Below are 25,631 nucleotides of genomic sequence, written 5' to 3'. Positions count from 1 at the left end.
GGCGTGTCACGTTGGACCGCCCTGTCCTCATTCGCGCAGAGTGCCCTGATCGCGCTCCTCGCGTTCGCCGCGGGCACCGTGCTCTACTCGACCGCCCTGTACTCGCTCGCGCCGATCTCCGCCGGGGTCCCCGTCCCGATCAGACTGGCGCTGCTGGCCGCGATCTGCGGTGCGGCCGTGTTCCGGCGGGACCGCCCGGTACTGGCGATCTGGCTCGCCACGATCCCCCTCGGCATCGATTTCGCGCTCGGGCCGACCCTGCCGATCTGGCTGGTCTTTTCCGACCTCGTGTACGCGGTCGTGCTGTACGGCACCGCCAGGCAGTCCCGCGCCATGGTCGGCGTGGCAGCGGCGGGCACGACCGTGTGCCTGGCCATCGTGCTGGTCCTCACCAGGAGCTGGCAGCCGTTGGTGATCGGCACGATCGCGGCCTTCGCGTTCGTCGGCACCCCGCTGTGGTGGGGGCGCGCGGTGCGGCTGCACAAGGACGTCGCCGACTCCGAGCGTGCCCGAGCCGAGGCGCTGACCACCATCGCGGCCCTGGATCGGCAGGCGGCGATCGCGGACGAGCGGAATCGGATGGCCCGGGATCTGCACGACGTCATCGCGGGCCACCTGTCCGCGATCGCCATCCAGTCCGAGGCCGCCCTCGGCATCACCGGCCAGGAGTCCGACGAGCGCCTGCTCCGGATCCTGGAATCGGTGCGCGGCAACAGCATCGACGCGCTCGAGGAGATGCGCTCGATGATCGGCCTGCTCCGGACGGACATCGTCGACGAGGCGGCGGCGCCTGGCCGTCTCCGCCAGCTCGCCAAGCTGGTCGACTCCGCACAGGCCGCGGGCACCGAGGTCGCGGTGCTCGACGACCTCGCACCCGGCCAGCTCCCCACCGCGGTGGACCACACCGCCTATCGGATCGCCCAGGAGGCCCTCACCAATGCCATCAAGCACGCACCGGGCCATCCGGTCGAGCTCACCCTTCGGTCGCAGTCCGGGCAGTTGCTGATGACGGTCAGCAATCCGCTTCCTCCGCGAGGGTTCCCGTCGGATCCGCCACGCCAACGCACCGGGCTCACCAACATGCGCGAGCGCACCGAGCTGCTCGGTGGCCGGTTCAGCGCGGGACCTGCCCCCGACGGCTGGCGGGTCGCGGTGTCCATCCCGGTCGACGGACCGGCGGCGGGCGCATGATCCGGGTGGTGGTCGCCGACGACCACGCCGCGATCCGGTCCGGGTTGTCGATGATCCTCGGGTCCGCCGATGACATCGAGGTGGTCGGCGAGGCCGCCGACGGCGAGGTGGCGCTCGGCCAGGCCCGCGCGTTGCGGCCCGACGTGGTGCTGATGGACATCCGGATGCCCGGCACCGACGGCATCGCGGCGACTCGGGAGATCACCGCGGCCGGCCTGGCCCATGTTCTGGTGCTGACCACCTTCGACATCGACGAGTACGTGTTCGGGGCGCTGCAGGCGGGCGCCTCCGGGTTCCTCTTGAAATCGGCGACGGCCGCGGAGTTGACGGCGGCCGTCCGCGCGGTCGCCGCCGGGGACGGCGTGCTGGCCCCACAGGTGACGCGCACCCTGATCGACGCCTTCGCGGCGGTCCCGCCGACCCCGGCGCCCCGGCCCGCGGGCCTCGAGGACCTCACCGACCGAGAGCGGGAGGTGCTCGATTGTCTGGGCGACGGTCTGACGAACCAGCAGATCGCCGGGCGCCTGTTCATCGGGGAGACCACCGTCAAGACCCATGTGTCCCGGGTGCTCACCAAGCTCGGTGTCAGCTCACGCGTCCAGGCCGCGATCATCGCCAGGGAACTCCCCGCGTCCTGAGTCCTCCTGCGTCCCGAACCTGCCGTCGGGACCGGGTCGATACGCGCGCACCCCGATGATCGCCACCGCCGGGAGCGGCCCGTACAGATGCGGGAACCGCATCGACTCCGGGTCCGTCGGCACGCCCGGTTCCCAGCGGACCTCGGCCCCGAGTCGCTCCCGGTCCAGGTACAACAGCACGAGATCGGTGCGGCCGGCGAACAGCCGGTTGGCAGGCAGGTGCACCTGTTCGATGCTCGAGAGGTGCACGAACCCGTCGGCGTCATAGGTCTCGGGCAGCCGCGCCCCCGCCCGCTGCGCCTGCCGCCACTGTTCGGCGGTGCAGATGTGTACCAGGGTGCTGTCCGGATGAGTCACCCCCGCAGGCTATCCGGGCACCCCGGCAGTGATCTACGTCACGCGCGAGGCCCGTGTTCCCTGTTAGTGAAACCACAAAGAAACGCCGACGGGAACAACTCCTGAAGCCCAAACGTCTGACAGAGTGGATTCACCGCGCCATCCCGGTGCGGCGGACCAGGCCCCAGGCACCCGGCTTCGGCCGAACGCCAGTACGGAGGAGTCATGCCCGGAACACTGACCAGCCCCCCATTGACCGCTGCCGACCGGTGCGACCGGTGTGGTGCGGGAGCCCGCGTGCGCGCGGTCCTCTCGACTGGTGGAGAACTTCTCTTCTGCCAGCACCACGCCAATGAGCACGAGGATCGACTCCGCGCGATGAACGCCACCATCGTCTCCGATGCCGTACTCGATGAGGCGACGATCTAGGCCGTCAGCCAAACCGGGCGCCCGTTCGGGGCACCCCAGTCAGCACAGAGCCCGCACCTCCCGGTGCGGGCTCTGTCCGGTTTTCAGCGTTGCCGTCTCACCACTGCCGTCTCACCACTGGCGGAGCATCGCGATCCGTTCGGTGAGCTGCTCGACCGTGGCGATCGCCGTCGGCGGACCGCCGCAGACCCGACGCAGCTCACCGTGGATCCACCCGTGCGGCTTGCCGGTCCGATGGTGCTGCATCGCGACGAGTCCGTTGAGCTCCTTGCGCAGCTCCGCCAGCTTGCTCGCGGACGAGACCCGGTCGGCCACCGCGGCCGGCGCCTGGACCGGCGCCGGCTCCCTTGCCCCCTTGTCCAGCTGACCGGCCTGACGCTCACGCAGCAGGGCCCGCATCTGGTCGGCATCGAGCAGCCCCGGCAGGCCAAGGTAGTCCGCCTCCTCGTCGCTACCCGAGAAGGTCGCCGTCCCGAACGAGGATCCGTCGTAGATCACCTGGTCGAGCTCTGCGTCGGCACCGAGCGAGGTGAACGCCTTCTCCTCCTCGCCCGGTTCGTCCTTCTGCTTGTTGGCGTCGACGAGCAGTTCGTCGTCGAGGCCGTCCTTCTCCCTGTGCGGCTTGCCGAGCACGTGGTCGCGCTGCAGCTCGAGCTGGCTGGCGAGGTCGAGCAGCACCGGCACGGAGGGCACGAAGACGCTCGCCGTCTCGCCCTTGGCCCGCATGCGCACGAACCGGCCGATGGCCTGCGCGAAGAACAGGGGGGTCGAGGAGCTGGTGGCGTAGACGCCGACGGCCAGGCGCGGCACGTCGACACCCTCGGACACCATCCGCACCGCCACCATCCACGGCTCGGAGCTCTCGCTGAACTCGGCGATCTTCTTCGAGGCGGTCGGGTCGTCGGACAGCACGACGGTCGGCGCCCGCCCGGTGCCTGCCTCGAGGATCTTCGCGTACGCCCGCGCCACCGTCTGGTCCGTCGCGATGACCAGACCGCCCGCATCGGGCATGCCACCGGCGCGCAGCTGCTGCAGCCGGGTGTTGGCGGCGGTGAGCACCGACGGGATCCAGTCGCCGTTCGGGTCGAGAGCGGTCCGCCACGCACGCGCGGTCTGCTCGGCGGACAGCGGCTCGCCGAGCCGGGCGGCGAACTCCTCACCGGCGTTGTTGCGCCAGCGCGCCTCCCCCGAGTACGCCAGGAAGACCACGGGCCGCACGACGCCGTCGGCGAGGGCGTCCGAGTAGCCGTAGGAATGGTCGGCCTTCGACCGCATCAGACCCTCGCGGTCCGGCTCGTACTGCACGAACGGGATCGCGCTGTCGTCGCTGCGGAACGGGGTACCGGTCAGGGCCAGCCGGCGGGTGGCGGGCTCGTACGCCTCCCGGATCGCGTCGCCCCAGCTCTTGGCGTCGCCGCCGTGGTGGATCTCGTCGAGGATCACCAGGGTGCGCCGGTTCTCGGTACGCACCCGATGCTTGGTCGGATGCGAGGCCACCTGCGCGTAGGTGACGACCACGCCGTGATACTCGGCGGACGTCTGCCCCGTCGAGTTGGTGAAGTTCGAGTCCAGCGCGATGCCAACCCGGGCGGCGGCCCCCGACCACTGGTGCTTGAGGTGCTCGGTGGGTGCGACGACGGTCACCTGGTCGATGGTGCGGTCGCGCAGCAGCTCCGCGGCGACCCGGAGCGCGAATGTCGTCTTGCCTGCGCCGGGCGTCGCCACCGCGAGGAAGTCGCGGGGCCCGGTGGCCAGGTATTTGGTCAGCGCGCGACGCTGCCACGCTCGGAGGGTGGCGACGGGTGCGGGTGGTGTCGATTCGGTACTACCCGTGAGCACTGTCGCTGCCGCTCCTTCTGCACTGTGTCGTGATGCGATCGGTCGCCGTGATTCGATCCTGGAGGAGCCTAACGCCGACCACCGACGTTCCCCGCATCACCGGCGACCGCGCGTCGCGGCGTGGTCGCGGACCGGCGGCGATCTCTGGTAGCGGCAGATTTCTCCCGACACGGGGGGCCTCAATGCGCGGCGATGTGGCCGCGTCGGGAATGCTGGAACCATCATGGACGAGCCGAGCAACGGAGAGCCGGGCGGCGACCAGCCTGCCGGGCGTGCCGATGCGCGCTCGGGATTCCATCCGTTCCACCGGGCCTGGCAGGTCATCGCGAGAACCGCGACGAAGGCCTGGGGCGACTCGATCTTCGGCAAGGCCGCGACGGCCGCCTTCTGGCAGACCCTGTCGCTGCCTCCCCTGCTGCTCGGACTGCTCGGCAGCATCGGCTACGTGGGCGGCTGGTTCGGCCCCGACACGGTCGAGATCATCGAGTCGAAGATCATCACCTTCAGCCGCACGGCCTTCAGCGAGAGCGTCGTCGACCAGCTCATCAGCCCGACGGTGAACGATGTCCTCGGCCAGGGCCGCCCCGAGATCGTCTCGGCCGGTTTCCTGCTGTCGCTGTGGGCGGGCTCGTCGGCGATCTCCACGTTCGTCGACTCCATCGTCGAGGCGCATGGTCAGAAGGACGTGAGACACCCCGTCTGGCAACGTATCTTCGCGCTGCTGCTCTATGTGATGTTTCTCATCGTCGCGGTGTTCGTGCTGCCGCTCGTCGCACTGGGACCCACCCTGATCGGGCAGGTGCTGCCACGATCCTGGTACTCGTTCGGGACCGAGGCGGTGGATGCCTTCTACTACCCGGCCGTCGGCCTGCTCCTGATCATCGGCCTGACCACCCTGTACAAGGTGGCGCTGGCCAAGTCCCTGCCCTGGCACCGACTACTCGGCGGATCGCTGCTCGCGGGCGTCTTCTTCATGGGCGCGAGCACCGTCCTGCGCTGGTATCTCTCCTGGATCACCCAGACCGGCTACACCTACGGCGCGCTGGCTGCGCCGATCGCCTTCTTGCTGTTCACGTTCTTCCTCGGCTTCGCGGTGGTCCTCGGCGCCGAGTTCAACGCGACCATCCAGGAGTTCTGGCCGGCCAGGGCCACCCGGATGGAGCAGATGCGGGAGTGGCTCGCCGCACAGGCCGCGGCGGCCGCACGGGCGCCAGACGGCGCGTCCGTCGGGCCCGTCACGAATCTCACCAGGCGCCTCGCCGGCGGCCCGATGCGGATCACCGGACCGGACCGGGGCAAGCACGAGGCCGCCGAGGACGCGCCCACCGTCGACGAGGCCGAGGGCACCGACGGCGGCCGCTGTCCGGTCGTGGCGGCTCAGTCGCCCGCGCGCAACCCGTCGTAGATCTTCTTGCATTCGGGGCACACCGGCGAGCCGGGCTTGGCCGATTTGGTCACCGGGAAGACCTCACCGCACAACGCGACGACGTGGGTACCCATCACCGCGCTCTCGGCGATCTTGTTCTTCTTCACATAGTGGAAGAACTTGGGGCGGTCGTCATCGGTGGACTCGTCGGTGGTGGTGTCGGGACGTTCCTTGGTCTGAGTGCTCACCCGTCCATGATGACGCACTCCCGCGCGGTGGGCGAGCCCCCGGTAGTGCATTCGACTGCGGAGAGTGGGAAGGTGGACAGATGGCATCGAGTTCGGATTTCGACCGCGCGAAGGGCAACGACGACGCGTCGGGAAACCCGGTTCTCATCACCGATGCGGCCCAGTCGTTCTACGACGAACAGCGCATCCGGGTCCGCAAGTACACGATCCTGATGGCGATCCGGATCCCGGCACTGGTGCTGGCCGCGCTGGCCTACAGCGAATGGGCCAACCCCTGGATCAGCCTCGCCATCATCGGCATCTCCGTCCCGTTGCCGTGGATCGCGGTGCTGGTCGCGAACGACCGCCCGCCGCGCAAGTCCGACGAGCCGCGCCGCTACGACCACCAGGCCCCGACCCCGCCCGCGATCGAATCACAGCAGCACCCCACGATCGAGGGCTGACGTTTCGGCGTCGACCGCCGGCCCCGCCGCCACGAGCTGACAAACTGTGGCGGTGAACCGAGAACTGCTCTCCGCCTGCGCTCCGCTCCGCGAGGCCCTGCACCGCACCGAGTACACCGCCGACGCCCTGCTGGAGATGCTCGGCTCCGACGCCCACGACGCGCTCGGCCGCAGCGAGCCCGTTCCTGTCCGCCTGGCCAGCCGCAGCGCGGGCGATCTCGGGGTACTGACGAGGCTCTTCCTTTTGACCGATCCCTGCCCCGCGGCGGAGGTCGCGCACGCGCTGCGGCCGCTCGATCTGGACCGGGCCGTGGCGGTGGGACTGCTCGAGCGCTCGGGCGACGAGGTCCGGGCGGCGCTCGACCTGCGGCCGCTCGATCTCGGCGCGGGCAACCGATGGGTGCTCTCCGACCTGGACGGCAGCATGGGTCCGCGGACCACGGCGCCCGATCACGTCCTCGGCGTCGGGCACGCGTCGCTGTCCCTGCTCCGCGCCACCCCGACGACCCCGACCGGGTCGGTGCTGGACCTGGGCACCGGCTGCGGCATCCAGGCGCTGCACGCCGCCGGGTACGCGCGGTCGGTCACGGCCACCGACATCAACCTGCGCGCGCTCGACCTGTCGGCTGCGACGTTCGCGCTCAACGAGATCGACGTCGAGGTGCTCGGCGGTCCGTGGTTCGAGCCGGTCGACGGCCGCCGATTCGACCGGGTGGTCGCCAACCCGCCGTTCGTGGTCGGCCGCGGCCGGGTCGAGCACACCTACCGCGATTCCGGGCTCGATCTCGACGGCGCAAGCGAACTGATGGTCTCGAACGTGCTCGACCACCTCGAGCCGGGCGGCACCGCCTCCATGCTGGCGTCCTGGGTGCACGCGCACGGCGAGGACTGGCGGTCGCGGATCGCGTCCTGGCTGCCCGCGCACGGCGTGGACGCCTGGATCGTGCAGCGCGACGTCGCCGACCCCGCGCTGTACGTGGGCACGTGGATGCGCGACGGCGGCCTGGATCCGCGGGATCCGGCGACCGCGGCGCAGGCCGAGGCATGGTTGGCCCATTTCGAGGCGGCCGACGTCGAGGGCATCGGCTTCGGCTTCGTCTACCTGCGCCGCACGGACGAGCCGAGCGATGTGCTCGCGGAGGACCTGCGGCACGGCTTCACCGATCCGCTCGGCGGCGAGGCGCTCGGCTATTTCGACCGGCTGGCCTGGTTGCGCGAGCGTGACGTGCTCGAACGGCGCTTCAGGCTCGAGCCGACGACCGCCCTCGAACGGGTGTCGCTGCCGGGCGAGGAGGGCTGGCAGCAGGTCGTGGCCCGGGTGCACCGCGGCAGTGGGCCGAACTGGCAGCACGAGGTGGACGACCTGACCGCCGCGCTGCTCGGCGGAATGCGGCCGGACTCGCTGGCGTTGAACGAGCTGCTCGAACTGCTGGCGGCCGCGAACGGCGAGGATCCCGACGAACTCGCCGCCGCCGCCATCCCGCTGGTGCACTCGCTGGTTCGGCACGGGCTGGTGCTGCCCGCAGAGTTCCCGCGGTAGTTCCCGGCCGGTTCCCCCGGCCCGTCTTCTCAGCAACTTCTCAGGACCGCCGGCGCAAAAATGCAGGTCAGAAGGAATTCCGTGGATCACACGCGGGAACTTTGCACGGTGGCGCGGCGTTGAGCCATATGAGACACCACCGATGAGGAGGCAGGTCATGACAAGCCCCACCACCACCCGCCGGCTGCGCCCCAGCGCCGAGGATCTGGACGCCCAGAGCCCCGCTGCGGACCTGGTTCGCGTCTATCTGAACGGGATCGGCCGCACCGCGCTGCTGACCGCCGCGGATGAGGTCGAGCTGGCCAAGCGGATCGAGGCGGGTCTGTACGCCGCACACGTGCTCGAGACCGGTAAGAGGCTGACCGCCGCCAAGAAGCGTGACCTCGCCACCATCGTCCGCGAAGGCCAGTCGGCGCGCAGCCACCTCCTCGAAGCGAACCTGCGGCTGGTGGTGTCACTGGCCAAGCGGTACACCGGGCGCGGAATGCCGCTGCTGGACCTGATCCAGGAGGGCAACCTGGGCCTGATCCGCGCGATGGAGAAGTTCGACTACGCCAAGGGCTTCAAGTTCTCCACCTATGCGACCTGGTGGATCCGCCAGGCCATCACCCGTGGCATGGCCGATCAGAGCCGCACGATCCGGCTGCCAGTGCACCTGGTGGAGCAGGTCAACAAGCTGGCCAGGATCAAGCGTGAACTGCATCAGCAGCTCGGCCGCGAGGCCACCGACGAGGAGCTCTCGAACGAATCGGGCATCGCGGTCGCGAAGATCGCGGACCTGCTCGACCACAGCCGGGACCCGGTCAGCCTCGACATGCCGGTCGGCAGCGACGAGGAGGCGCCGCTCGGCGACTTCATCGAGGACGCCGAGGCCACGTCTGCCGAGAATGCGGTGATCGCGGGGCTGTTGCACAGCGACATCCGGTCCGTACTCGCCACCCTCGACGAGCGCGAGCAGCAGGTGATCCGGTTCCGGTACGGTCTCGACGACGGCCAGCCCCGCACCCTCGATCAGATCGGCAAGATCTTCGGGCTCTCGCGCGAGCGCGTCCGCCAGATCGAGCGTGAGGTGATGGGCAAGCTCCGCGAGGGCGACCGCGCCGAGCGGCTGCGCTCCTACGCGAGCTGATCCCCACCCGGGCACTCACAGTCCGGTGCGCTGACCATCCCCCTGAGTGTCAGCGCACCCCGCGCCGGTCGATCCGACCCGCTCCTCCCCCTCGGAGCGCAAGGATCGGCCGGCGCGACTACGTTGCGGCGCTGTCGGTTGCGGGGCCCTATCGGTCGCGGGGCCCTAGCGCAGCCGGCGTGGACCCAGGTCGGCCCGGCTCGGCTCCGGGCCGATCCGAACCCGGGTGTCGGTGATCTCGGCCCCCATCGCACTGGCCAGCACCGGCTCGCAGACGAGCTCGCGCACCTCGGGCAGGTCGTCGGCGAGCGCGGAGACCCGCTGCACCAGATCCACAAGGGCGCTCTTGTCGACCGGCGCCGCGTTCCGGTAGCCGGACAGCAGCGGCGCCGCCTTCGGGGCGTCGATCAGTTCGGTCGCCTCGTCCTCCGTCAGCGGCAGCACGCGGTAGGCGCGGTCACCGAGAAGATCCGAGATCACCCCCGCGAGTCCGAACGAGATCAGCGAACCGAAGGACGGGTCGTCCTGCACCCCGACGACGCAGCCGATTCCCTTGGTCGCCATCTTCTGCACGTGCAGGAGCGGTTCCGCCGACGCCACCGAGAGCGCGCGATAGGCGTCGCGCACCGCGTCTGGGGTGCTGACGTCCAACCGCACCCCGCTGAGGTCGGGGCGGTGCCGCCACCCCTCGCGGGTCGCCTTGACCGCGACGGGGAAGCCGAGCGCCTGCGCCGCGGCGACCGCCTCGTCCTCGGACCGTGCCAGCGTGAAATCCACCACCCGCAGGCCGTAGCAGGCCAGCAACTCCGACGCCTCGAAATCGGTCAGCCAGCGCCCCTCGCCCGCGCCAAGCCACGACTGCACCAACGCCTCCGCGCGGTCGGAGTCGATACCGCTGGGGCGGACCACCTTCGAGGCAGGCCGCGACTTCCACTGGGCGTAACGCCAGGCGCGTGAAAGCGCCAGGGCGGCACGCTCCGGCCCGGGATACGACGGGACCGATCCCCTGGTGGGATGACCGTCCTCCCCTCGGACCGCCAGCACATCCGGGATACCCTCCGCGGCAAGAAATGTCGTCACGATCGGCTTGCTGCTGTCCCGGGCGGCATCGCGCAGCGCCTTCGCGTACGGCTCGACGTCCACGCTCACCGGCGGCACGAACACCGCGAAGACCGAGTCCACCTCGGCCGACTCCAGCGCGGCGCTCACCGCACCGGCGAACTCCGCCGGCGTGGACTGCGCGGCCAGGTCGACGGGCTTCGCAGGCTCGAGTCCCTCGCTGCGCGCCGCTCCCGCGGCCAGCACACCGAGCGCCGACGAGTTGCCCACCACCGCGACCCTCGGCCCCGCGGGCAAAGGCTGGTAGCCGAGCAGCACCGCGCAGTCGAAGAGCTGGGCGATCGAGCCGACCTGCACGACACCCGCCTGGTCGAACAGTGCCGACACCACCGAGTCGTCGATCTCGACCCCGTTCGCGGCGAGCGCCTCGGGCACGGCATGCCTGCCGGACTTCACCGCCACGATCGGCTTGTTCCTGCCGACCCGGCGCGCGATCCGGGAGAACTTGCGCGGGTTGCCGAAGCTCTCCAGGTACAGCAGCACCACCTCGGTCTCGGGGTCCGAGTCCCAGTACTGCAGTAGATCGTTGCCGGAGACGTCTGCGCGGTTGCCCGCCGAGACGAAGGTGGACAGACCGAGCTGACGGCGCGCCGCCTCGTCGAGGATCGCGATGCCGAGCGCGCCGGACTGGCAGAAGAACCCGACCCGGCCCGGCGGCGGCAGCTCGGGCGCGAGGGTGGCGTTGAGCCGTACGGCCGCGCTGGTGTTCGCGACGCCGAGTGCGTTGGGACCGACCAGTCGCATCCCGTGCGCTCGTGCTGCGTGCACCAGCCGTCGCTCGGACTGGCGTCCGTCCGGTCCCGCGTCGCTGAACCCACCGGACACCACGACCAGCGCCTTGACGCCCTTCGCGAGGCAGTCGTCCAGGACCGAGTCGATGGCCTCCGCAGGAACCGCCACCACCGCGAGGTCCACGTCGTCGGGAATGTCGTGCACCGTCGGGTAGGCCCGCACCCCGCGCACGGAGCGGTTCTCGGCATTGACCGGGTAGACCGGACCGGTGAACCCGGCCCCGAGCAGGTTGCGCAGCACCGCGTTGCCCACCTTCGCAGCGTCGGTCGACGCGCCGATCAGTGCGACCGACTGCGGGCTCAGCAGGTTGCGGACGCTCCGGGCCTCCGTGGCCCTCTCGCGAGAGTTACGAACCGCGACAAGGGTTTCAGTCGGATCGATGGCGAACTCGAGCCGCAGCACTCCCCCCTCGTAGGTCCGGCTGACCTGATACCCGGCCTCCCGGAACACGGTCACCATGTTCCGGTTCTCGGCGAGCACCTCGGCCACGAACATGGTCAGGCCGTTCTCGGCGGCGGCCGCGGCCAGGTGCTCGAGCAGGATCGGTCCGAGCCCGCGCCCCTGGTGCGCGTCGGCGACCACGAACGCGACCTCCGCGGACCTGCCGTCACCGACGTCGAGCAGCCGCTCGTACCGGCCGACCGCGATGATCTCGTCGCCGAGCACGGCCACGAACGCGACCCGGTCCTTGTGGTCGACGGTGGTGAACCGCTTGAGGTCACGCTGCGACATCGTCGGGTACGGACCGAAATAGCGCAGGTAACGGGTGCGCTCGGACAACTTGGCGTGGAACGCGATCAGCCGGTCTGCGTCGTCCGGCGAGATCGGCCGCAGGGCCGCGACTCCGCCGTCGGTGAGCAGCACGTCCGCCAGCCAGTGCTTGGGGAACGGTACACGCGGTTCGGCGTCGGTACCCCCGGTCGCGGGCTCAGTCACGGGGATCCTCCGGGTCGAGGCCGAGCAGCGGGAAGGCAGCGCGACGGGTTGCGGCGATCGCCGAATCCACCCGGACCAGAGCGCGATCCATCGATTCGACGCCGGTCTCCGGGGTGCCGCCGGGTCCGTCCCAGGACAGGTAGGTCGCCTCGCTGCCGTCGCCCATCGTCTCCGGCAGCTCGACGCTCGGCGCCAGCGTCGAGACCCGGTCGCGCCAGGACTGCGGCACCGCGAGCGCGGGATCGATGTCGCGGTCGAGCGCCGCGGCGATCAGGTGCGTCCACGCGCGCGGGACCACCCGCACCAGCCCGTAGCCGCCGCCGCCGACGGCCAGCCAGCGACCCTCCGCGTACCGATCCGCGAGCTGCCGCATCGCCAGGAACGCCGCCCGCTGCCCGTCGACCGTCAGCGAGAGGTCCGCCAGCGGGTCCTCCCTGTGGCTGTCCACGCCGCACTGGCTGATCACGATCTGGGGCTTGAATGCCGCCATCGCCGCCGGAACGACGGCGTGAAAACCCCTCAGCCACACCGAGTCCACGGTTCCGGGCAGTACCGGCAGGTTGATCGTCGCACCCTCGGCCGCGCCCGATCCGACCTCGCTCGACCATCCGGTGTTCGGCCACAGCGTGGCCGGGTGCTGATGGATGGACACGGTCAGGACCCTGGGGTCACCGAGGAAGGCATGCTGGACGCCGTCCCCGTGATGGGCGTCCACGTCGATATAGGCGATGCGATCGAAACCGTTGTCGAGCAACCAGGAGATCGCGATCGCGGCGTCGTTGTAGACGCAGAACCCGGAGGCCCAGTCGGACATCGCGTGGTGCATCCCGCCGCCGATGCTGACGGCCCTGCGGGCCCGGCCCGACGCGATCTCCTTCGCCGCGGTGAGCGTTCCACCTGCGAGAATCGCGCTCGCCTCGTGCATTCTGGGGAAGATCGGGTTGTCCTCGGTACCCAGTCCGTGCGGGGCCACATCGCCGTCCGCGCGGGCGTCCGCCAGTCCCTGCAGCGGCCCGGCTCCTGCTGCCTTGACCGCGGCGACATAGGCGGGGGTGTGGATCCGCAGCAGGTCCGCGTCGGTGGCGGCGGCGGGGCGGACCAGCTCGGCACCCTCGATGAGACCCAGGCTCCGCGCGAGGTTCATCGTCAGCTCGAGTCGGGTGGGGTTCATCGGGTGGTCGGCGCTCCACCGGTAACTGAGATAGTCCGGACTCCAGACCACGGCCCGGTCCGAATTCGGGTGCGCATGCCCCACCGGGGGGCTGGAGGTCGAGGCCATACGATCCACGCTACTTGCGCGCCGCGGGAAGAGGCGAGGGGCGGGTGGCGTTGCGTCAGAGTGAGTGCAACGCCGATTCCCGCACGCATGCCGGTAGAATCGGCCACAGACGAAGGGGCGTGCAGGTGAAGGATCTTGTCGACACGACGGAGATGTACCTCCGTACCATCTACGACCTTGAAGAGGAAGGCGTGGTGCCGCTGCGGGCACGTATTGCCGAGCGGCTCGAGCAGAGCGGTCCCACGGTGAGCCAGACGGTCGCCAGGATGGAACGCGACGGTCTCCTACTGGTGGCCGGTGACCGCCATCTCGAGTTGACCGACAAGGGTCGTGGACTCGCGATCGCCGTGATGCGCAAGCACCGGCTCGCCGAGCGACTGCTCGTCGATGTCATCGGACTCGACTGGGACCAGGTGCATGCCGAGGCCTGCCGCTGGGAGCACGTGATGAGCGAGGAGGTCGAGCGCCGTCTGGTCGAGGTGCTCAACAACCCCACCACCTCGCCCTATGGCAACCCGATCCCCGGCCTGGACGAACTCGGGCTGAACCGGCCCGCCGACAACGGCGAAACCCTGATCCGCCTGACCGATGTGCCGCCCGGGCAGCCCACCGCCGTGGTGGTGCGCAGGCTGGCCGAGCACGTGCAGTCCGATCCGGAGGTGATCGGCCGCCTCCGCGAGGCGGGCGTCGTCCCCGACGCACGCGTGACGGTGGAGACCAAGCCGGGTTCGGTGACGATCACCGTTCCTGGACACGAGGGTTTCGACCTGTCCGAGGAGATGGCGCACGCAGTCCAGGTCAAGCAGGTCTAGCGGCGTGCGACTCCTGGTCACCGGCGGTGCCGGCTATGTCGGCAGCGTGTGTGCCACCGTCCTGCTCGAACGCGGCCACGAGGTGGTCGTCGTCGACGATCTGTCCACCGGGAACGCGGATGCGGTACCGACCGGGGCCGAGTTCGTCGAGGGCGACGTCGCCGAGGTCGCCTCGTCCGTTCTCGGCGACGGGTCGACGGAGCCCCGCTTCGACGGCGTGCTGCACTTCGCGGCGCAGTCGCTCGTCGGCGAATCGGTCGTCGCGCCCGAAAAGTACTGGCGCGGAAACGTCGTCGCCACGATCGAACTCCTCGAGGCGATCCGGGTCTCCCGCACACCGAAGCTGGTCTTCTCCTCGACGGCCGCCACGTACGGCGAACCGGAGCGCTCCCCGATCACCGAGACGGATCCGACGAGGCCGACGAACCCCTACGGTGCCACGAAGCTGGCGATCGACCACGCGATCACCTCGTATGCCAACGCGTACGGGCTCGCCGCAACCAGCCTTCGCTACTTCAATGTCGCGGGAGCGTACCGAGGCGCCGGCGAAAACCGGTTGGTGGAAACACATCTCATCCCGCTCGTGCTGCAGGTTGCCCTCGGTCAGCGGGACAAGATCTCGGTCTTCGGCACCGACTGGCCGACCCAGGACGGCACCGCGGTCCGCGATTACATCCACGTCCTGGACCTCGCCGAGGCGCACCTGCTGGCGCTGGGGGCCGCGACCCCGGGCACACACAGCATCTACAACCTCGGCAGTGGGGCCGGTTTCAGTGTCCGCGAGGTGATCTCGGCCTGCCAGCGCGTCACCGGACTGCCGATCACCGTGGAGGACGCCCCGCGCCGTGCGGGCGATCCGGCGGTCCTCATCGCCTCCAGCGAGCGGGCCATCGCCGACCTCGGCTGGCAGCCGAAGCACACCGACCTCGACGAGATCGTCGCGGATGCCTGGGAGTTCTTGCAGCAGTTGGGCGACAGGTCGCACGCACACCGCGGCTGACCCACCCGTTCGGCCTCCGATCACGCCGATACCACCCCACGGGCGGTATCGGCGTGCCAGGCTGCCACGATGAGTTTCTCCGTCCGCAGGCGCGGGTTCGTCCGCGCCCTGGTGGGTATCGCGATCGCGACCGTGGTGCTGCCGGCCCCGCTCGCGTCCGCGACCACCGGATCCGATGCCGGATCGACCACCGGATCGCTGCACTCGAGCGGGCTGGCCGAGGCCGTCCACCCGGACTGGATGGCCGGACTACCCGACGGGGCCGGGCTCGCGGATTTGTCGCTCCCCGGCACCCACGACACGATGGCCTCCGGGGCCTCCGTCTTCGCCCTCACCCAGGACGCCGATCTGCCGACCCAGCTGAGCGCCGGGGTCCGCGTCGTCGACATCCGCACCCGGCATTTCCGGAATGTCTTCCCCATCCATCACGGGATCGAGTACCTGAACTCGAACTTCACCGACGTGGTGGTCGCGCTCACCGACTTCCTGCGCGCCCATCCCTCCGAGGCGATCGTCATGCGACTCAAGGAGGAGGACACCCCGGCGGAGAACACTCGTAGCTATGAGGACACGCTGAACTGGTACATCGACGAGAACCCCGGGACCCGGGATCGGTTGCGCGAGCATCTGTGGCGCCCGTCCGATGGATACAGCGGAGGCCTGCCCGGCCTCGGCGAGGCCCGCGGCAAGCTCGTCGTGCTCCGGGACTTCGACGCGGTCGCGTGGCCAGGGCCGCGGTTCGGCGATGCGAGCATGGCGATCCAGGACACTTACGAGCTGACCGGCCTGGGCGACGTCGGCCGCAAGTGGGACCTGATCCGCGCACAGTTCGAACGAGCCCGCACCGGGTCCCCCGACCTCCTCTTCATCAACCACCTCAGCGCCACCGGGAACCCCGCCGCCCTGGTGACAGGCACGGTCCCGGTCACGGTCGCGCGCGGCATCCCCGGCGTCGTCGGGATCCTCCCCCGCACCCAGGAGTACCTGGAGACCGTCGGCCCCGGACGGCTGGGCGCGGTGATGGCCGACTTCCCAACCGCCGCACTTGTGACCGAGATCATCGAGCACAACTTCCGCTGACCTGCCACGACACTCAACCGCCGTCGATCGGCGGCGGCATCTGCACCCCGATCCTCGCCGCCTCCTCGAACCCGGTCACCGCGAGCCCCGAGATGGTCTCCGGCCGCATGCCGGACTGCAACGCGGCGTCGAGCATGCCCGCCAGCCGGTGCCGCGGGTTCGCCTCCAGCGCCGCGACGAGGGCCACCCCCGCCATCGGCCCGTCCCCGCGCGCGTAGGCGCTGTAGCCGAGCAGCGCCGCGGGCTCGGCCCGCTCCGGATCGGGCAGCGCCCGTGCCAGCAGGATCCACAGCTGCTCGGCCGCGTCGGCCTCGGCGGTCACCGCGAGCGACAGCAAGGCGTCGCGCACCCGCGGGTCCGACAGCGCCCTGGCCAGGTCCGCGAGGTCGTCGAGGTGCGGCGCCTGTCCGGAGGCCAGCTCCGCGATCCGGGTGAGCACCAGCCGCAGCGCGTCGCGCGGGCGCGAACGGCCGGTGGGCCGGCCGCGCAGCAGCTCCGCGACACGGGCGCGCTCCGACTCCGGCCGCGGGGCCACGACCGCCTCCAGTTCCTCGCGCGAGGACCGGATCGCGCGCCCGCCGAGCACCTGGGCGAGCGCGACGCCGGACGCGGCCGGGTCCGGGAGCCGTCCGCGACGGGGGTCGCCGCACAGCCCTCGCCATGGGCGTCCCGCCACGATCTCGGGGACGACGAGTGCTCCCACCAGAACGACGCCGCGAGCGCTCAGGTACAGCTCGAGTTCACCGACCACGGCGCGGTGCACGCCGGTCACCCGCCGCTCGTCGATGATCACCGCGATGACCGAGCCGATGTCCTCTCGCGCGCAGACGAGGGACATCCGTTCGATGGCCTCCCGGTCGAGCGGGCCGACCGCGCAGTCCGGCAGGTCGTGCCGCATCACCGCCCGCACCCTGGCAGGCCCGTCGCCGCCGTCGAGGCAGACGAGGACCAGCGAATGTGCGGGCCGAAAGCCCAGCATCGCGGGGATCGCCGCGATCAGGTCACCGGGGTCGCCGATTCGGACCGGCTGGCCCGGATGCATGGTTGTCATGGCCAGGACCATGCCGCCCCGATCCGACCGGGCCGCGGTCGCGACCTGCGGCTTCGCCGGGCCTGTGGACGGAAACCGGACTATCCACAGGCGCGGCCGGTCAGGCCGCGTTGACCCGCTGCACAGCCTCCGTGAACACCTGGTCCAGCACCACCGTGTCGGGCTTGCCGTCGCCGAACGACATGTAGGTCGCCGAAACCCGCACGTCATCGATCTGCGCGACGAGCGTGAGCATCGACTGGGTCACCTTCCCGGCACCCTTGCCCGAGGTCACGGTCTGTCGCATGGCGATGGTGTCGTCCGCGTTCAGCGGCGGCGCGGGCAGGATCTCGGTCCGCACGACCGCCTCGGCGCCGTCCTTGGTGGTGGTCACCTCCAGGCACCGCTCGATCTCCGTGGTGCGCTTGTCGAGCGGCAGATCCGATCGCATCAGCTCCACCGAGATGGTGGACCGGTTCGCGTTGTCGGTGCCGACGATCATCGCGGTACCGTCCGGGCCGTAGTCCTGGGCGGGCGGCTTGCACCCGGGCGGGTCGACCTTCGCACCCGGCGGGATCCCATCCAGGTCCGCGGCGGCCTGTGAGACTGCGTGTGGCGGCAACACGATCGCCTGGTAAGGCGCCGGAAAATCGGTGGGGGTCAACAACATCGACTCCAGGGTCGCATCCACCCGGCCGTCCTCGCCGGTCCCGTCGGCACCCGCCGACGACGAGGGGCCGGATGCGGACGAGGGGCCGGCGGCGGCCACCGGGCTCGCCATGCCGTCCACCGTGGACGAACACCCGGCGACACCCAGGCATGCGCCCATGGCGAGGCCCGCGATCAGGATGCGGCGCTTCAACGGAAAGTCCTCCAGTACTCGCGGGACACTGCCCCACCACTGTGCCACCTCCGCAGGCCGGGCCGCCGCAGGCCGGCTGCGGTGTCGTCGAACGGCAGTTCGCTGTCAGCACAAAACGCACACAAAATGCCGGTTCCGGGAATGAATGTGACGCCACGGCACGTTTTTCCGATATCGGATGTGGGTGCTCGCAGCCGGGTGGGGGACACTGAGAGTGAACGAAACGCGAAGGGATCACTGATGGACGATCAGTCGAGGATGTACGAGCTGGAATTCCCGGCGCCCCAGGTGTCCGCGGGCGACGGCCGAGGGCCGGTGCTGGTGCATGGTCTCGAGGGATTCTCCGACGCGGGACACGCGGTGAAGATCGCCACCACCCACCTGCGCGAGAGCCTGGAGACCGAACTCGTCGCGTCGTTCTCCGTGGATGAGCTGATCGATTATCGATCCCGTCGACCCACGATGACCTTCAAGGCGGATCACTTCTCCGACTACGACCAGCCGGAGCTCAACCTGTACGCGCTCCGCGACACCGCCGGAACGCCGTTTCTGCTGCTCGCGGGCCTGGAGCCCGATCTGAAGTGGGAACGGTTCACGACGGCGGTGCGGCTGCTCGCCGAGCAGCTCGGGGTGCGGCGCACCATCTCCCTCGGCGCGATCCCGATGGCGATCCCGCACACCCGCCCGCTCGGGGTGACGGCACATTCGACGAACAAGGACCTGATCGGCGAGAACCAGAGCTGGTCAGGGGAACTGCAGATCCCGGGCAGCGCCTCCGCGCTGCTGGAGCTGCGGATGGCTCAGCACGGTCACGAGTCGATGGGCTACTCGGTGCACGTGCCGCACTACCTGGCACAGACGGACTATCCGGCGGCCGCGGAGACGCTGCTGGAGAACCTCGGCGAGATCGCCGACCTGGAGCTGCCGCTGGCCGCCCTCGGCGAGGCGGCCGCCCGCGTCCGCGAGCAGGTCGACGCGCAGATCACCGGCAATGACGAGGTCCAGTCCGTCGTCTCCGCCCTCGAACGCCAGTACGACTCGTTCGTCGCGGCGCAGGAGCGCCAGTCCACCCTGCTCGCCGGGGAGGCCGACCTGCCCAGCGGCGACGAACTCGGCGCGGAATTCGAGAAATTCCTCGCTGAACAGGCCGGACTGGACGAGAAGACCGACCGAGACGAGCCTGATCTGTGACTCGGTTGCACAGTTACCCGGCGGGCCGACCCCCTGAACTATACGATCGCCCAAGTCAGTGACTTAGGGGTCGGCACAGCCGGCGACAGAGGAGGCGACATGAGTGAACGCAAGGGCCGCGCCTTGCGGCCGGTTCCGAACACCGAACCGCGCCTCGTCTTCCGGACCGTGCACGGGTACCGGCGGGCCTTCCGGATGGCGGGCGAGGGTCCGCCGATCCTGCTGATCCACGGCATCGGCGACAACTCGTCGACCTGGAACGACATCATCCCGCACCTCGCCAAGCACTTCACGGTGATCGCGCCCGACCTGCTCGGCCACGGTCGTTCGGACAAGCCGCGTGCCGACTACTCCATCGCGGCCTACGCGAACGGGATGCGGGATCTGCTCACCGTGCTCGGCTACGACCGCGTCACGGTCATCGGCCATTCGCTTGGCGGCGGCGTCGCGCTGCAGTTCGCCTACCAGTTCCCGCAGATGATCGAACGCCTCGTGGTGGTCTCCACCGGGGGCGTGACCAAGGACGTCAACCCCGCGCTGCGCTTCGCCTCGCTGCCGATCGCGAACCAGTCGCTGCGCCTGCTGCAGGTCCCCGGCACCATCTCCGCCCTCGGGGTGCTCGGCAAGATCGCCGACCAGTTGTACCGCGGGCCCTTCAAGGCGGTGCGGGTCTTCCACGACGCACCCGACCTGGTGCGGGTACTCAGCGACCTGCCCGATCCCACCGCACGGGAGGCCTTCCTGCGCACCCTGCGCGCGGCCGTGGACTGGCGGGGACAGGCGATCACCATGTTGGATCGCTGTTACCTGACGGCCGACCTGCCGGTGCAGATCATCTGGGGCGACGTCGACTCGGTGATCCCGGTCAGCCACGCCCACCTCGCCCACTCCGCGATGCCGGGCTCACGCCTGGAGATCTTCCGCGGTAGCGGCCATTTCCCGTACCACGACGATCCCATCCGGTTCCTGCAGGTGGTCGAGGACTTCATCGCGAGCACCGCGCCGCTGGAGTTCGATCCGGCAAAGTGGCGGCAGATGCTCGTCGACGGCGTCGGCGAATCGCAGATCACCGGCACCGATTCCACCCGCGAGGCCGTGCTGGAGGCGATGGGCTCGGACGAGCGCAGCGCGACCTGACTCCGGCCAGGCCGTAACCTGGGTCGGTGCTGCTCTCCGACCTGGTCCCCACGAGTCCCGATGCCGACTCGCTCTTCGACGCCTTCTCACGGTGGACTGCCGAACAGGGCCTGACCCTGTATCCGGCGCAGGAGGAGTCGCTGATCGAGGTCGTCTCGGGCGCGAACGTCATCCTGTCGACACCGACGGGGTCCGGCAAGTCGATGGTCGCGATCGGCGCCCATTTCGCGGCGCTCGCCGAGGGCAGGCGGACCTACTACACCGCACCGATCAAGGCGCTGGTGAGCGAGAAGTTCTTCGCCCTCTGCGAGGTGTTCGGCGCCGAGAACGTGGGCATGATGACCGGCGACGCCTCGGTCAACGCAGGCGCGCCGATCATCTGCGCCACCGCGGAGATCGTGGCGAACCTGGCGCTGCGGCAGGGCGCCGACTCCGACATCGGCCAGGTCGTGATGGACGAGTTCCACTACTACTCCGAGCCGGACCGCGGATGGGCCTGGCAGGTCCCGCTGATCGAACTCCCGCACGCCCAGTTCCTGCTGATGTCCGCGACGCTCGGTGACGTCTCGTTCTTCCAGGAGGACCTGACCCGCCGGACCGGGCGCCCGACAACGCTGGTCGGCGGCACCGAACGGCCGGTGCCGCTGTCCTTCTCGTATGCCCGCTCCCCCATCGGCGAGACCATCGAGGAGCTGGCCACCACCAACCAGGCGCCCGTGTACGTGGTGCACTTCACCCAGGCCGCGGCGCTCGAACGGGCGCAGGCGTTGACCAGTGTCAACATGAGCAGCCGGGAGGAAAAGGACGCCATCGCGGAGGCGATCGGGAGTTTCCGGTTCAGCACTGGCTTCGGAAAGACGTTGTCCCGCTTGGTCCGGCACGGCATCGGCGTGCACCACGCAGGCATGCTGCCCAAGTACCGCCGACTCATCGAGAAGCTCGCACAGGACGGGCTGCTCAAGGTCATCTGCGGAACCGACACCCTCGGCGTCGGCATCAACGTGCCGATCCGGACCGTGCTGCTGACCGGGCTCACCAAGTACGACGGCACCCGGACGCGGCACCTGCGGGCCCGCGAGTTCCATCAGATCGCGGGCCGGGCGGGCCGGGCCGGCTACGACACCATGGGCACCGTGGTGGTGCAGGCCCCGGAGTACGAGATCGAGAACCACCGGCTCGTGGCGCGGGCGGGCGACGACCCGAAGAAGCTCAAGAAGATCCAGCGCAAGAAGCCGCCGGAGGGCTTTGTGTCCTGGGGAGAACCGACGTTCGAGCGACTCGTCTCCGCGTCCCCCGAGCAGCTCACGTCCCGGTTCCGGGTCTCGAACTCGATGCTGCTCAACGTGATCGCCCGCCCGGGCAACTGCTTCGACGCGATGCGTCACCTCCTCGAGGACAGCCACGAGACCCGTCCCCAGCAGCGCAAGCACATCCTCCGGGCGATCGCGCTGTACCGGGGGCTGCTCCAGGCCGGCATCGTCGAGCAGCTCGATGCGCCGGACCCGGACGGGTCATGGGCCAGGCTGACGGTGGACCTGCAGCGCGACTTCGCACTCAACCAGCCGCTGTCGCCCTTCGCGCTTGCCGCGATCGAACTGCTCGACCAGGAGTCGGTGACCTACGCCCTCGACGTGGTGTCGGTGATCGAGTCCACCCTGGACGACCCCCGCCAGATCCTGATGGGCCAGCAGCACCACGCCCGCGGTGAGGCGGTCGCGCAGATGAAGGCCGACGGCATCGAGTACGACGAGCGGATGGAGCTGCTCGAGGAGATCACCTGGCCGAAACCGTTGGAGGAACTGCTCTATCCCGCGTTCGAGATGTACCGCGGCGGGCACCCATGGGTCTCCGAGTTCTCCCTCTCCCCCAAGTCGGTGGTGCGGGACATGGTGGAGAACGTGATGACCTTCGCCGAGCTGGTCAGCCACTACGGGCTGGCCCGCTCCGAGGGCCTGGTGCTGCGCTATCTCGCCGACGCCTACCGGGCGCTGCGTCAGACCGTGCCCGACGCGGCCCGCACCGAGGAACTCGAGGACATCACCGAGTGGCTGGGCGAGCTGATCCGCCAGGTCGACTCGTCGCTGCTGGACGAGTGGGAGCAGCTCACCAATCCCGGCGTGGAGTCCGACGATCAGCAGATCGCGTTCGGCGCCGACGTCCCGCGCCCGGTCTCCGCGAACACCAGGGCCTTCAAGGTGATGATCCGCAACGCGATGTTCAAGCGGATCGAGCTGGCCTCGCGCAAGCGCTGGGACGCGCTCGCCGAACTCGGCGACGGACTGGAGTCTGAGGACTGGTCCGATCTCATGGAGCTGTACTTCGACGAGTACGACGAGATCGGCACCGGACCCGATGCCAGGGGACCGCAACTGTTCTCGGTCCAGGTGGAGCCGGAGCTGTGGCGGGTGCGCCAGACCATCGCCGATCCGCAGGGCGATCACGGTTGGGCGCTGGTCGGCGAGGTGAACCTGGCGGAGTCGGACGCGGCAGGCGAGGTGGTGTTCGACGAGTTCGAGGTCGTCGAGGGGTGAGCGCGATGCTGCTGCGGGGGGCTCGGTTGGCGCCCGGCGAGGCGCCGACGGATCTGATGGTCATCGGCGACCGGATCGCCGGCGACGGTTCCGCCGCGTCGGACGTCGTCGATCTCGGTGGGCGGCTGGTGCTCCCGGGTCTGTGGGACGCGCACGTGCACCTCGACCAGTGGGCACTCTCGCGCGCCGCGCTCGACGTGTCGGGGGCGACCTCGGCCGCGCACGCCGTTCGACTGATCGCGGAGCATCTGCCGTCCGCCGACACCGACGTCGTCGTCGCGCACGGGTTCCGGGACGGCCTGTGGCCGGACTCCCCCACCGCCGCGCTGCTGGACGCGGCCACCGCGGACCGCCCGGTCGTCGCGTTGAGCGGCGACCTGCACAGCGGGTGGTTCAACACCGCTGCGCTGCGGCGCTTCTCGCTCGCGCCGCACCCGAGCGGCCTGCTCACCGAGACCGAGTTCATGCCCATCATGAACGACGTGCAGCGCGTCGACCCGGCGGTGCTCGATCGCCGGGTCGACGCTGCGGTACGGGCCGCGGCCGCGCGCGGGGTGGTCGGGGTGACGGACTTCGAGATCGCCGACAACCGCGCGGTGTGGGCGCGGCGGATCGCCGCGGGCACCGACCTCCTGCGGGTTCGGTGCGGCGTCTGGCCGCGGTGGCTCGACCAGGCGATCGCCGACGGTGCGGGCACCGGGGACCCGGTGCCGGGCACCCGCGGGCTGGCGACGGTCGGGCCGCTGAAGGTGATCGTGGACGGATCGCTCGGCACCAGGACCGCGTACTGCCACGACCCGTATCCGGGCGGCGGGCACGGGGTGCTGTCGGTCCCGCCGCGCGAGTTGATCGGGCTGATGTCGCGGGCCACCGGTCACGGGCTCGAGTGCGCGATCCACGCGATCGGCGACCAGGCCTGCGAGCACGTACTCGACGCCTTCGCGGCCACGGGTGCACGCGGGTCCGTCGAGCACGCGCAACTGGTGGCGGAGAAGGACTTTCGGCGCTTCGCCGAACTGGGCGTGACCGCGAGCGTCCAGCCCGCCCACGTACACGACGACGCGGACCTGGCCGAACGCTACTGGCCCGGCCGCACCGGCCGGGCGTTCCCGTACGGCACGCTGCTGTCCTCGGGCGTGCGGTTGGCGCTGGGCTCGGATGCCCCGGTGGCGCCGCTGGACCCGTGGCTGACCCTCGCCGCCGCGGTGGACCGCACCCTGCCGGACGGCCGGGCGTGGCACCGCGAGCACGAGATCCCGTGGGAGGTTGCCCTCGCCGCCTCGACCGGCGGCCGCGTGCGGGTCACGACCGGCGACCTCGCGGACCTGGTGGTGCTGGACACCGACGATCTTCCGACCACCGGCGCCCGCCTGGCCTCGATGCCCGTGTGGGGCACGATGCTCGGCGGGCGGTGGACCTACGAACCGGCGGCCTAGTCCTCGTTCGGGTGGTGGATCGGCTTCGCGAACCGCTGCTTGCGGTTCGACTGCTCGCGCCGGGTCGCCTGCTGCTCCTTGATCCGCTTCTCGTCCTTGCGGACCTCCACCAGCGACTTGCGCTCGGCCTGCAGCCAGTCCGGCTGATCGGCGAGCAGCGCCTCGATCTGAGCGGTGGTCAGCGCCTCCTCCACGCCGCCGCGGGCCAGTCCGGCGATCGAGACACCGAGCTTGTCGGCGACCACGGACTTCGGGTGCGGGCCCTCGGCGCGCAGGTCGATCAGCCACTGCGGCGGGTTGGTACGCAGCTCGGCGAGCTCGTCGCGAGTCACCACACCGTCGCGGAACTCGGCGGGGGTTGCCTCGAGGTAGACGTCCAGCTTCTTCGCGGCGGTCGCCGGCTTCATCGTCTGGGGTGTCTTCTGCGCGCTCATGGGGTTCAGCCTATCGAGCTGCCACCCGAGCTCCCCGCCCCGGTAGCCTGGCGGAATGACCGAGCCCGATGCACCCACCCCGTTCCGGCTCGCCTATGTGCCCGGCGTCACGCCGTCCAAGTGGGTGCGGATCTGGGGCGAACGCCACCCCGACGTCCGGCTGGAGCTGGTCGTCACCACCGCCGCCGACGCGCCGACCTTGCTGCGTGACGGCCTCGCGGACGCCGGCCTGGTGCGGCTGCCGATCGACAGCGGCGGCCTGAGCGTGATCGCGCTCTACGAGGAGACCCCGGTCGTGGTGGTGCCGAAGGACCACGTGGTCACCGCTGCCGACGCCGTGTCGACGGCGGACCTGGAGGGCGAGATCGTGCTGCACCCGCTCGACGACGCCCTGGACTGGGAGTCGCTGCCGGGGACGCCCGCGGCCCAGCGGCCCGCCACCACCGCCGACGCGATCGAGCTGGTCGCGGCCGGGATCGGGGTGCTGGTGCTGCCGCAGTCGCTGGCCCGGCTGCACCACCGCAAGGATCTCACCTACCGCACCGTCACCGATGCGCCGGAGTCGCCCGTCGCGCTGGCCTGGCCGCAGGACGCGACCACGGACCGGGTTGAGGAGTTCGTCGGGATCGTGCGCGGGCGCAGCGTCAACAGCTCCCGCGGTCGCGACGCGCAGGAGCCCGCCCCCAAGCGCACCGCCTCCCAGAAGGCCGCCGCGAAACAAGCCGCGCGCGTCAAGGCGGGCAAGAACCCGACCCCCCGGAACACCAAGGGCGGCAAGCCCGCCAAGCGCGGCAGGCGCTGACGCGCCCGTGCGCGGTTGACGAGTCCTGACA

At 70.2% G+C, this 25,631-nt stretch carries 23 protein-coding genes; 15 read left to right on the top strand and 8 right to left on the bottom strand.

From position 1 onward, the window contains the following. The first annotated feature begins 3 nt into the window (after positions 1–3). Together C8K38_RS09555 and C8K38_RS09550 are read left to right on the top strand one after the other, a co-directional pair. On the top strand, positions 4–1,191 hold the full coding sequence (locus C8K38_RS09555; RefSeq protein ID WP_179800507.1) for a sensor histidine kinase: 1,188 nt from the start codon (positions 4–6) through the stop codon (positions 1,189–1,191). After that, positions 1,188–1,829 carry a response regulator gene (locus tag C8K38_RS09550; RefSeq protein ID WP_097211260.1) on the top strand — a complete coding sequence of 214 codons (642 nt, stop codon included), beginning with the start codon at positions 1,188–1,190 and terminating at the stop codon, positions 1,827–1,829. The genes C8K38_RS09555 and C8K38_RS09550 overlap by 4 nt, the downstream gene beginning before the upstream one ends. On the opposite strand, the gene C8K38_RS09545 is transcribed toward C8K38_RS09550, so the two are convergent. Beyond that, on the bottom strand, positions 1,782–2,186 hold the full coding sequence (locus C8K38_RS09545; RefSeq protein ID WP_097211259.1) for a DUF952 domain-containing protein: 405 nt from the start codon (positions 2,184–2,186) through the stop codon (positions 1,782–1,784). The genes C8K38_RS09550 and C8K38_RS09545 overlap by 48 nt on opposite strands. Positions 2,187–2,390: 204 nt before the next feature. Here C8K38_RS09545 and C8K38_RS27590 point away from each other — a divergent pair, with 204 nt between their 5' ends. Continuing rightward, a complete protein-coding gene (locus C8K38_RS27590) occupies positions 2,391–2,594 on the top strand; it encodes a DUF7455 domain-containing protein (RefSeq protein ID WP_097211258.1) in 204 nt (67 codons plus the stop codon). 111 nt (positions 2,595–2,705) lie between these two features. Here the strand turns inward: C8K38_RS27590 and C8K38_RS09535 are convergent, their stop codons facing one another. Further along, entirely contained in the window at positions 2,706–4,433 is a 1,728-nt protein-coding gene (locus C8K38_RS09535; protein ID WP_097211257.1) for a DEAD/DEAH box helicase, read from the bottom strand. A gap of 223 nt (positions 4,434–4,656) precedes the next feature. Between C8K38_RS09535 and C8K38_RS09530 the strand changes: the two genes are divergently transcribed. Beyond that, on the top strand, positions 4,657–5,838 hold the full coding sequence (locus tag C8K38_RS09530; RefSeq protein ID WP_097211256.1) for a YihY/virulence factor BrkB family protein: 1,182 nt from the start codon (positions 4,657–4,659) through the stop codon (positions 5,836–5,838). On the opposite strand, the gene C8K38_RS09525 is transcribed toward C8K38_RS09530, so the two are convergent. Beyond that, positions 5,811–6,047, bottom strand: a complete 237-nt coding sequence (locus C8K38_RS09525) for a DUF3039 domain-containing protein (RefSeq protein ID WP_077041408.1) — start codon at positions 6,045–6,047, stop codon at positions 5,811–5,813. The genes C8K38_RS09530 and C8K38_RS09525 overlap by 28 nt on opposite strands. 80 nt (positions 6,048–6,127) lie before the next feature. Here C8K38_RS09525 and C8K38_RS09520 point away from each other — a divergent pair, with 80 nt between their 5' ends. From C8K38_RS09520 to C8K38_RS09510, 3 genes are all read left to right on the top strand, one after another. Beyond that, the gene (locus tag C8K38_RS09520; RefSeq protein WP_097211255.1) at positions 6,128–6,490 is read left to right on the top strand and encodes a DUF3099 domain-containing protein; all 363 of its coding nucleotides are present in this window, start codon (positions 6,128–6,130) and stop codon (positions 6,488–6,490) included. Positions 6,491–6,542: 52 nt separating this feature from the next. Next, positions 6,543–8,030 carry a DUF7782 domain-containing protein gene (locus C8K38_RS09515; RefSeq protein WP_097211343.1) on the top strand — a complete coding sequence of 496 codons (1,488 nt, stop codon included), beginning with the start codon at positions 6,543–6,545 and terminating at the stop codon, positions 8,028–8,030. Positions 8,031–8,187: 157 nt separating this feature from the next. Next, entirely contained in the window at positions 8,188–9,159 is a 972-nt protein-coding gene (locus C8K38_RS09510; protein WP_077041406.1) for a sigma-70 family RNA polymerase sigma factor, read from the top strand. 165 nt (positions 9,160–9,324) lie between these two features. On the opposite strand, the gene C8K38_RS09505 is transcribed toward C8K38_RS09510, so the two are convergent. Continuing rightward, positions 9,325–12,006, bottom strand: coding sequence for a bifunctional acetate--CoA ligase family protein/GNAT family N-acetyltransferase (locus C8K38_RS09505; RefSeq protein ID WP_097211254.1), 2,682 nt, complete (start codon positions 12,004–12,006; stop codon positions 9,325–9,327). Next, positions 11,999–13,285, bottom strand: a complete 1,287-nt coding sequence (locus C8K38_RS09500; protein WP_097211253.1) for an acetoin utilization protein AcuC — start codon at positions 13,283–13,285, stop codon at positions 11,999–12,001. The genes C8K38_RS09505 and C8K38_RS09500 overlap by 8 nt, the downstream gene beginning before the upstream one ends. 125 nt (positions 13,286–13,410) lie before the next feature. Here C8K38_RS09500 and C8K38_RS09495 point away from each other — a divergent pair, with 125 nt between their 5' ends. The 3 genes from C8K38_RS09495 to C8K38_RS09485 all read left to right on the top strand — a co-directional run bounded on the left by C8K38_RS09495 (position 13,411) and on the right by C8K38_RS09485 (position 16,177). Further along, positions 13,411–14,097 (top strand): metal-dependent transcriptional regulator, encoded by a 687-nt coding sequence (locus C8K38_RS09495; RefSeq protein ID WP_077043633.1) that lies wholly within the window; start codon positions 13,411–13,413, stop codon positions 14,095–14,097. A 4-nt stretch (positions 14,098–14,101) separates the two neighbouring features. Beyond that, positions 14,102–15,097, top strand: coding sequence for a UDP-glucose 4-epimerase GalE (galE, locus tag C8K38_RS09490; protein ID WP_097211252.1), 996 nt, complete (start codon positions 14,102–14,104; stop codon positions 15,095–15,097). A 69-nt stretch (positions 15,098–15,166) separates the two neighbouring features. Further along, positions 15,167–16,177, top strand: a complete 1,011-nt coding sequence (locus C8K38_RS09485; RefSeq protein ID WP_245220906.1) for a phosphatidylinositol-specific phospholipase C — start codon at positions 15,167–15,169, stop codon at positions 16,175–16,177. 13 nt (positions 16,178–16,190) lie between these two features. On the opposite strand, the gene C8K38_RS09480 is transcribed toward C8K38_RS09485, so the two are convergent. Continuing rightward, positions 16,191–17,228 carry a DUF4192 domain-containing protein gene (locus C8K38_RS09480; protein ID WP_097211341.1) on the bottom strand — a complete coding sequence of 346 codons (1,038 nt, stop codon included), beginning with the start codon at positions 17,226–17,228 and terminating at the stop codon, positions 16,191–16,193. Between the two features lie 100 nt (positions 17,229–17,328). Next, complete coding sequence (locus C8K38_RS09475) at positions 17,329–18,036, bottom strand: DUF5642 family protein (RefSeq protein WP_097211340.1); 708 nt, start codon at positions 18,034–18,036, stop codon at positions 17,329–17,331. 273 nt (positions 18,037–18,309) lie between these two features. Here C8K38_RS09475 and C8K38_RS09470 point away from each other — a divergent pair, with 273 nt between their 5' ends. The 4 genes from C8K38_RS09470 to C8K38_RS09455 all read left to right on the top strand — a co-directional run bounded on the left by C8K38_RS09470 (position 18,310) and on the right by C8K38_RS09455 (position 24,364). Beyond that, positions 18,310–19,260, top strand: a complete 951-nt coding sequence (locus tag C8K38_RS09470; RefSeq protein ID WP_097211251.1) for a proteasome assembly chaperone family protein — start codon at positions 18,310–18,312, stop codon at positions 19,258–19,260. Positions 19,261–19,359: 99 nt separating this feature from the next. Beyond that, positions 19,360–20,397, top strand: a complete 1,038-nt coding sequence (locus C8K38_RS09465; RefSeq protein ID WP_097211250.1) for an alpha/beta fold hydrolase — start codon at positions 19,360–19,362, stop codon at positions 20,395–20,397. 26 nt (positions 20,398–20,423) lie between these two features. Then, positions 20,424–22,928 carry a DEAD/DEAH box helicase gene (locus tag C8K38_RS09460; protein WP_097211249.1) on the top strand — a complete coding sequence of 835 codons (2,505 nt, stop codon included), beginning with the start codon at positions 20,424–20,426 and terminating at the stop codon, positions 22,926–22,928. A 5-nt stretch (positions 22,929–22,933) separates the two neighbouring features. Continuing rightward, complete coding sequence (locus C8K38_RS09455) at positions 22,934–24,364, top strand: amidohydrolase (RefSeq protein ID WP_097211339.1); 1,431 nt, start codon at positions 22,934–22,936, stop codon at positions 24,362–24,364. On the opposite strand, the gene C8K38_RS09450 is transcribed toward C8K38_RS09455, so the two are convergent. Further along, a complete protein-coding gene (locus tag C8K38_RS09450) occupies positions 24,361–24,798 on the bottom strand; it encodes a DUF5997 family protein (protein WP_097211248.1) in 438 nt (145 codons plus the stop codon). The two genes, C8K38_RS09455 and C8K38_RS09450, sit on opposite strands and share 4 nt — an antisense overlap. Before the next feature lie 55 nt (positions 24,799–24,853). Between C8K38_RS09450 and C8K38_RS09445 the strand changes: the two genes are divergently transcribed. Beyond that, positions 24,854–25,600, top strand: coding sequence for a LysR substrate-binding domain-containing protein (locus tag C8K38_RS09445; RefSeq protein WP_097211247.1), 747 nt, complete (start codon positions 24,854–24,856; stop codon positions 25,598–25,600). Positions 25,601–25,631 lie beyond the last annotated feature (31 nt).

It is taken from the genome of Rhodococcus sp. OK611 (assembly GCF_003050885.1).
Taxonomy (GTDB): Bacteria; Actinomycetota; Actinomycetes; order Mycobacteriales; family Mycobacteriaceae; genus Rhodococcus_G; species Rhodococcus_G oryzae.
Note: the sequence above shows the minus strand (reverse complement) of the source record. Positions and strands in the feature narration are given on the sequence as shown.

What these genes read in the sequence shown, in the direction of transcription:
- C8K38_RS09445 (WP_097211247.1), top strand. Translation starts at nt 24,854, where the DNA reads ATGACCGAGCCCGATGCACCCACCCCGTTCCGGCTCGCCTATGTGCCC.
- C8K38_RS09520 (WP_097211255.1), top strand. Translation starts at nt 6,128, where the DNA reads ATGGCATCGAGTTCGGATTTCGACCGCGCGAAGGGCAACGACGACGCG.
- C8K38_RS09500 (WP_097211253.1), bottom strand. Translation starts at nt 13,285, where the DNA reads ATGGCCTCGACCTCCAGCCCCCCGGTGGGGCATGCGCACCCGAATTCG.
- C8K38_RS09465 (WP_097211250.1), top strand. Translation starts at nt 19,360, where the DNA reads ATGAGTGAACGCAAGGGCCGCGCCTTGCGGCCGGTTCCGAACACCGAA.
- C8K38_RS09455 (WP_097211339.1), top strand. Translation starts at nt 22,934, where the DNA reads ATGCTGCTGCGGGGGGCTCGGTTGGCGCCCGGCGAGGCGCCGACGGAT.
- C8K38_RS27590 (WP_097211258.1), top strand. Translation starts at nt 2,391, where the DNA reads ATGCCCGGAACACTGACCAGCCCCCCATTGACCGCTGCCGACCGGTGC.
- C8K38_RS09550 (WP_097211260.1), top strand. Translation starts at nt 1,188, where the DNA reads ATGATCCGGGTGGTGGTCGCCGACGACCACGCCGCGATCCGGTCCGGG.
- C8K38_RS09450 (WP_097211248.1), bottom strand. Translation starts at nt 24,798, where the DNA reads ATGAGCGCGCAGAAGACACCCCAGACGATGAAGCCGGCGACCGCCGCG.
- C8K38_RS09510 (WP_077041406.1), top strand. Translation starts at nt 8,188, where the DNA reads ATGACAAGCCCCACCACCACCCGCCGGCTGCGCCCCAGCGCCGAGGAT.
- C8K38_RS09470 (WP_097211251.1), top strand. Translation starts at nt 18,310, where the DNA reads ATGGACGATCAGTCGAGGATGTACGAGCTGGAATTCCCGGCGCCCCAG.
- C8K38_RS09475 (WP_097211340.1), bottom strand. Translation starts at nt 18,036, where the DNA reads ATGGGCGCATGCCTGGGTGTCGCCGGGTGTTCGTCCACGGTGGACGGC.
- C8K38_RS09480 (WP_097211341.1), bottom strand. Translation starts at nt 17,228, where the DNA reads ATGACAACCATGCATCCGGGCCAGCCGGTCCGAATCGGCGACCCCGGT.
- C8K38_RS09530 (WP_097211256.1), top strand. Translation starts at nt 4,657, where the DNA reads ATGGACGAGCCGAGCAACGGAGAGCCGGGCGGCGACCAGCCTGCCGGG.
- C8K38_RS09485 (WP_245220906.1), top strand. Translation starts at nt 15,167, where the DNA reads ATGAGTTTCTCCGTCCGCAGGCGCGGGTTCGTCCGCGCCCTGGTGGGT.